Genomic DNA, 5,425 nt, shown 5'->3' with positions numbered 1-5,425 from the left:
CCGATGTCAGCGCCCACTGGACCGTGTGGACGTGGTTGTCCCAGAGCCCGGGAACGGCCCACGCGCCGTCGGCGTCGATGACCGCGCCGCGTGCCGGCAGAGCACCCGTCGGAGCGATGTCGACGATGCGCCCGTCGGCGATGAAGATATCCACGGGCTCTTCATCCATGAGGAACTCGCGCCCAGGACCGGCGATGCGCACGCCGGTGATCGTGTCGATCGCCACTCCACGTTCGGTCACTGCTGTCGTCCTCCTCGGCGCGCATCCTGCGCGCGTCGCATCTCCGCGGCGAGAGCCGGGTTCGAATACGGTCCGTCGGTCGAGAGCGCGGCGATGACCGTCTCGATCGTCTCCGGTGGTTTGTTCTGGCTGAGCTTCCTCTTGGCGACGACGCGGGTCGGCCGCAACCGGAAGCCCACGGTTCCCGAGGCGAGGCGCTCGATGTAGGCCGGGTCGTTGGGGCGTTCCCACATCCGTCGCGGCTCGGGCATCCGGGCTTCGAAGCGTGCCACGAGCTGATCCAGCACGACGAGGTTCTCTTCATCGGTCAGGATCTCTGGCACGCCGGCCAGGTGCACCGCGGTGTAGTTCCAGGTCGGCACCGCAGGGACATCGCCGTACCAGCCGGGCGAGACGTAGCCGTGCGGGCCCTGGAACACCACGAGCATCTCTCGGTGCCCCATCCCGTGGATGAGGTCGTCCGGGCGCCCGACGTGTCCCACGATGGTGAGGTCGTCGCACGCGTCGTCGAGCAGCACGGCGTAGTGCGAGGCGACGAGTCCGTCATCGCCTGCGCTCATGATCGTCGCCCAGGGATTCGCCTCGATGACACGGCGGATCTCGGTCTCATCGGCCAGCGTGAAGCTGGGGTTCTGTCGCATGGGATCAGCCTAGAGCGGTGCAGGGAGCTCGAGCGGGCTCACGCCTGACAACGAGGGCACCAGTAGAGCTTGCGCGCACCGATCTCCTCGAGGGCGATCTCCGTTCCGCAGATCCGACAGGGCAGTCCCGCACGGTGATACACCCAGTGCCGGTCGTCCCGATTGGCCATGGCCGCCCGGTAGTCGTCGCCCGTGAGGCCGTCCATCGTCATCATCTGGCCGGTCTCGACACCGGTCGCGAGAAGGCGCACCCAGTCTGCCCAGAGCGCGCGCACGACGTCTTCCGGCACGTCCCTACCCGGAGTGTGCGGGTTCAACCGCTGGCGGAAGAGCATCTCTGCCCGATACACGTTTCCGATCCCGCTCACGACCGACTGGTCCATCAGCAGCAGCGCGATGACCGTCGACTTCTTCTTGACTGCGCGAACGAATCGCTCCTCGTTCTCGACCGGGTCGCCGACCAGGGGATCCGGTCCCAGCTTGGCCACCGTGGCGAGCATCTCCTCGGGAGTCTGCAGCACACAGGCGGTGGGCCCTCGAAGATCGGCCGCGGTGATATCGGTCATCAGCCGCAGACGGACCTGCCCGACGACGGGCGGGGGCCACTGCATCCCGTCGTCGGCCAGCCCCTTCGTCTGCTCCGACATGCGCACGTGCACTCGGGTGCGCCGCGGGGCCCCGATCGACGCGAGCGAGTTCTCGCCGGCATCGTCGAGGATCGGCTGGTCGAGCACGGTCCCCCGCTGATTCGTCTGGCCCATCCGTCCGTTGGCCGAGGCGATGGTCGGGTCGACGATGATCTCACCCGCGAAATCCCACGCCCCGTACAGACCGAGATGCACCCGGAGCCACAGGTCGCCCTCCGTCTCGAGGAACATCTGCTTGCCGACGGCCTGCACGCTGACCGCCTCGCGACCGTCGAGAACGGAGGCGCCCTCGGCGAATCGTCCCTGCGGACTGGATGCGCTCAGGGTCTTTCCGACGAAGTTGCGGTCGAACTGTCGAGCGATCCGATGGACGGAATGACCCTCGGGCATCTCAGGCCCGCGGGTCCGGGAGCAGAGAGCCGTCTCGTTCGAAGTCCGCGATCTGGCCGATGCGGCGCACGTGGCGCTCGTCACCGGAGAACGGCGTCTCGATGAAGCGGTCGATGAACGACGTCACCTCGTCGTACGTGTGCTGACGTGCGCCGATGGAGATCACGTTGGCGTCGTTGTGCTCTCGCGCGAGTTCCGCCGTCGACAGATTCCAGACGAGGGCCGCACGCACGCCCTCGACCTTGTTCGCGGCGATCTGCTCACCGTTGCCCGAGCCGCCGAAGACGACACCCAGTGCGTCCACGCCGGCACGCTGGTCGGCGATGACCGCCTGCGCCGCTCGGATGCAGAAGGCGGGGTAGTCGTCGACCGCGTCGTACTCGATCGGCCCGTGATCGACGACATCATGTCCGGCAGCGCGCAGATGTCCCTGCAGCTGGGTGGAGAAGTCGAGTCCCGCGTGGTCGGTGGCGATGTGGATGCGCATGATTCCCATCCTAGAAGCGTGCGCGGGTCAGCGAGAGGTCACGGGGCGACACCGGCAGCGGCCGGCTTGAAGCCCGCGCGGATGTTCTCGCAGCAGCCGGGCCGGCAGACATCGAAGCCCCCGGGGAGAGAGGTCACGTGCGCACGCTCTTCGTTGGGGCGCCCCTGGAGCCGCTCCTCGATCAGGTCGACGATGCCGGAGACGAATGCCGGCGACACTCCAGGAGTCGGAGTGCGCGTGAAGGAGAGGCCCGCTTCCTCCGCAGCCTCCGCCGCCTCGGTGTCGAGGTCCCACAGCACCTCCATGTGGTCGCTCATGAATCCGACCGGGACGACGGTGACGGCCTTGCGGCCACGATCGGGCAGCTCGCCGATCACATCGCACACGTCCGGCTCGAGCCAGGGCTGCGATGCGGGGCCGGAGCGGGACTGGTACACGAGTTCCCACGACACATCGGCGGCCGCCGGAACGGTCTGGCGAACGCGGTCCATGACCCACGTGGCGACGGCGAGGTGCTGCGCGGCGTATGCGCCACCCTCTCCCCATTCGATGTCTCGGGCTCCGGAACGCTCGGCGTCGGCGGTCGGGATGCTGTGGGTCGAGAACAGGATCTGGATGTCCGCTGCCGGGATGCCCTCGGCGAGGAAGCCCTCGACAGCCTCACGCACGCCGGTCTCGAAAGCCTCGACGAAGCCGGGGTGATCGTAGAACGGACGGATCTTGTCGATCGTCACCGTCTCACCCAGACCGGTCTCCTCCAGGACGCGGGCGAAGTCCTCGCGATACTGGCGGCAGCTGGAGAACGAGCTGTAGGCGCTGGTGGCGAAGGCGAGGAGGGTGTTGTGACCGTTGGCCGAGGCCTCGGTCACGACCTCTTCGAGGTACGGGGCCCAGTTGCGGTTGCCCCAGTAGACGGGGAGCGTGATCCCGCGCTCGATGAGGGCCTTCTCCAGCGCCTCCTTGAGGACGCGGTTCTGGCCGTTGATCGGGCTCACCCCGCCGAAGTGGCGATAGTGGTGCGCGACCTCCTCGAGCCGTTCGTCGGGGATTCCCCGACCGCGCGTCACGTTCCTGAGGAACGGGATCACATCATCCTGGCCCTCCGGCCCGCCGAACCCGGCGAGCAGGATCGCGTCGTAGGTGGCAGGGGTGTTCACGTAGGGGGCACCACCGGCGGTAGCAGGCGAGGCAAAGGGGACGACATTCGGCTCGATCGCAGTCACGCATCCATCTTCCCACCTCGGAGGGGTCCGGGCGTGCGCGCACGCGTCGTTTCCCGACGTCTCGCTCCCGTGGCCGATGCGAGGAGGCATCCGTCGCGAAGGCGTAGGCTGTCATGGTTGCCGTCGGCGCCAACTGCGCCCAGCCCCGGTGACATCCCCTCACCCCTGGGAGTACAGCTGTGCCTGGAGAGAACCTCACCCGTATCGAAGCGCAGGAGCGCCGCGACGTCATCGACACGCAGTCGTATGAGGTCGCCCTCGATCTGACGAAGGGCCCCGAGGTGTTCGGCTCCCGCAGCGTGGTGCGCTTCACCGCGACGCCGGAGGGCTTCACCTTCATCGACCTGATCGCCCGCGACGTGCGCGAGATCTCGCTCAACGGCGAGCAGCTCGACCCGAACGAGGTCTTCGCCGACTCGCGCATCGCGCTCACCGGTCTGCAGGCCGAGAACGTCCTCGTCGTGGACGCCGACTGCGAGTACACGAACACCGGAGAAGGGCTCCACCGCTTCGTCGACCCCGTGGACGGGGAGGTCTATCTCTACTCCCAGTTCGAGGTGCCCGACTCGCGTCGTGTCTTCGCCGTCTTCGAGCAGCCCGACCTCAAGGCGACGTTCCAGTTCACGGTGACGGCCCCTGCCGCATGGAAGGTCGTCTCCAACTCCCCCACCCCCGAGCCCATCGTCCATGACGACGACGTCACCGCCACGTGGGGTTTCGAGCCAACCCCGCGTATCTCCTCGTACATCACGGTGCTCGTCGCCGGCCCGTACGAGTCGACCTTCTCGGAGCTCACCAGCGCCTCCGGACGTGTCATCCCCCTGGGCGTGTACGGCCGCAAGAGCCTGTGGCAGCACCTCGATGCCGATTACATCTTCGACAAGACCCGCGAGGGCTTCGCCTACTTCGAGTCGAAGTTCGGCGTCCCCTACCCCTTCGCCAAGTACGACCAGCTCTTCGTGCCGGAGTTCAACGCCGGCGCGATGGAGAACGCGGGTGCCGTCACCTTCACCGAGACCTACGTGTTCCGCAGCAAGGTCACCGACGCGGTCAAGGAGCGTCGCGTCGTCACGATCCTGCACGAGTTGGCGCACATGTGGTTCGGTGACCTTGTCACCATGAAGTGGTGGAACGACCTCTGGCTCAACGAGTCGTTCGCCGAGTGGGCGTCGACCATCGCCACCGCCGAGGCCACCGAGTGGACAGAAGCCTGGACGACCTTCAACGCCATGGAGAAGACCTGGGCCTACCGCCAGGACCAGCTCCCCTCCACCCACCCGATCGTCGCCGAGATCAACGACCTCGAAGACGTGCAGGTCAACTTCGACGGCATCACCTACGCCAAGGGCGGGTCGGTCCTCAAGCAGCTGGCCGCGTGGGTAGGCATCGAGGCGTTCTTCGCCGGAGTCTCGCAGTACTTCCAGAAGCACTCCTGGGGCAACACCGAGCTCAGCGACCTGCTCTCCGAGCTCGAAGCCACCAGTGGCCGCGACCTCAGCACGTGGTCGAAGAAGTGGCTCGAGACCGCGGGCGTCAACACGCTCGAGCCCGTCATCGCCGAGAGCCACGACGGCACCATCTCGCGCTTCGCGATTACGCAGACCGCCCCGGCGGACTACCCGACGATCCGTCCGCACCGCCTCGGCATCGGCTTCTACACGCTCACGGACGGCTCGCTCACCCGCACCCACTACCTCGAGGTCGACGTCGACGGCGACCGCACCGAGGTGCCCGAGCTGCAGGGCCTCGCCCGCCCCGACCTCGTGCTGCTCAACGACAACGACCTCGCCTACGCG

At 67.2% G+C, this 5,425-nt stretch carries 5 protein-coding genes and 1 pseudogene; 1 reads left to right on the top strand and 5 read right to left on the bottom strand.

All coding sequences use genetic code 11. The annotated features are described in order from the left end of the window. The 5 genes and pseudogenes from KZA10_RS07230 to KZA10_RS07210 form a co-directional block, all read right to left on the bottom strand. Positions 1-241: pseudogene (locus KZA10_RS07230) on the bottom strand (metal-dependent hydrolase); the annotation flags it as partial. Further along, positions 238-882 (bottom strand): FMN-binding negative transcriptional regulator, encoded by a 645-nt coding sequence (locus KZA10_RS07225; RefSeq protein ID WP_141386034.1) that lies wholly within the window; start codon positions 880-882, stop codon positions 238-240. The pseudogene KZA10_RS07230 and the gene KZA10_RS07225, both read right to left, overlap by 4 nt. Before the next feature lie 38 nt (positions 883-920). After that, positions 921-1,919 (bottom strand): Fpg/Nei family DNA glycosylase, encoded by a 999-nt coding sequence (locus tag KZA10_RS07220; protein WP_218682525.1) that lies wholly within the window; start codon positions 1,917-1,919, stop codon positions 921-923. Position 1,920: 1 nt separating this feature from the next. Beyond that, positions 1,921-2,406: a ribose-5-phosphate isomerase gene (locus KZA10_RS07215; RefSeq protein ID WP_017830666.1), complete on the bottom strand. Its 486-nt coding sequence runs from the start codon at positions 2,404-2,406 to the stop codon at positions 1,921-1,923. Positions 2,407-2,444: 38 nt separating this feature from the next. After that, positions 2,445-3,629, bottom strand: coding sequence for a ferrochelatase (locus KZA10_RS07210; protein WP_141386032.1), 1,185 nt, complete (start codon positions 3,627-3,629; stop codon positions 2,445-2,447). Between the two features lie 179 nt (positions 3,630-3,808). Here KZA10_RS07210 and pepN point away from each other — a divergent pair. Next, positions 3,809-5,425: aminopeptidase N (pepN, locus tag KZA10_RS07205; RefSeq protein WP_218682524.1), on the top strand; the 1,617-nt coding region annotated here is incomplete at its 3' end.

This window comes from Microbacterium sp. BF1, from assembly GCF_019279095.1.
Lineage (GTDB): Bacteria > Actinomycetota > Actinomycetes > Actinomycetales > Microbacteriaceae > Microbacterium > Microbacterium maritypicum.
Note: the sequence above shows the minus strand (reverse complement) of the source record. Positions and strands in the feature narration are given on the sequence as shown.